This is a genomic window from Shinella sp. M27 (assembly GCF_049199905.1).
In the GTDB taxonomy this organism is placed as follows: Bacteria; Pseudomonadota; Alphaproteobacteria; order Rhizobiales; family Rhizobiaceae; genus Shinella.
In genome coordinates this window covers 1-960 of sequence record NZ_JBLZPK010000058.1, presented here as the reverse complement: position 1 = coordinate 960, position 960 = coordinate 1, and the positions used below count along the sequence as shown (strand labels likewise).

The 960-nt window shown below is 43.5% G+C and carries 1 protein-coding gene; it reads right to left on the bottom strand.

All coding sequences use genetic code 11. From position 1 onward, the window contains the following. On the bottom strand, positions 1–932 hold a 932-nt coding region (locus ACOZK4_RS20940; protein ID WP_421593588.1), incomplete at its 3' end, for a CDP-glycerol glycerophosphotransferase family protein. Positions 933–960 lie beyond the last annotated feature (28 nt).

Below are 960 nucleotides of genomic sequence, written 5' to 3'. Positions count from 1 at the left end.
GGCAACTCGTCAGGGTGGTAGTAGACGACTGGCTTTCTCATATAGGCAAAATCAAATTGCACGCCGGAATAGTCGGTGATCATCAGGCTGGATTCCGTGAGGATCTTTTCATAATCCACATCCAATGCCGATATTATCTCGACACCATCAACGCGTTCGTAATCTGATATTTGCGCGCCCATGGCAGGGTGGAGTACATAAATTAATTCATAGTCAGAATCTCCGGCTGCTCTTGATAATTTTTTGTCTGAAGCAAGTTTATTGTAGATCTTGAAGTAATTACTGTTCTTAAATTGTGATGAGTATGATCTCGCTGCTGACCTTTTCGTGACGGGAGCCGATATGTAGTTCCGCCAAGTCGGCATTATGGCTATTTTCTTTTTATTTGAGGCTATAAGGCCATCGTAACGCGGAATTCCAGTGATCTTTAGTGCGTTTTTATCCTCAAATCCATAAATGGGGTGAGAAAGATTTTTTACTTCATGCTCGGATGCACAGTAATATCTCACTATATTGTTGCGAATTTTGCTTGAATATTGTGCAAGTTGCTGAACGGATAAGCCGTGCTGAATGCAGCAAACATCACAGCGAAGAATATTTTGAATGAATACGACATCTTTGTCGTTGAATGAATTGAAATTATGAACGCCACCGTGTGTTGTGAATACAACTTCTGAGTTCAAAAAATAAAGCCTGTGCTTGAAGCTCCCATGGAGGAGGGGTTTGAGGTTTTCTGCTTCAAGCCTTTGCCGGTCGCTACTATCCTTGTTGATTACATAGACCGTTTCGATCCCCTCGGAGCGGGTCAGGCCGTATTTATAAAAATACTCCCCACAATCCCCGCCTTTGTAGAGCTTGTCATAGGTGAGCCAGATCCGCTTGTTTTTAAAGTAGGGGCGCGTGAGCCAATAGAGGCAGCGCAGCTTGAACATCTCGATGGATTTATGCTTCCAACGGAGC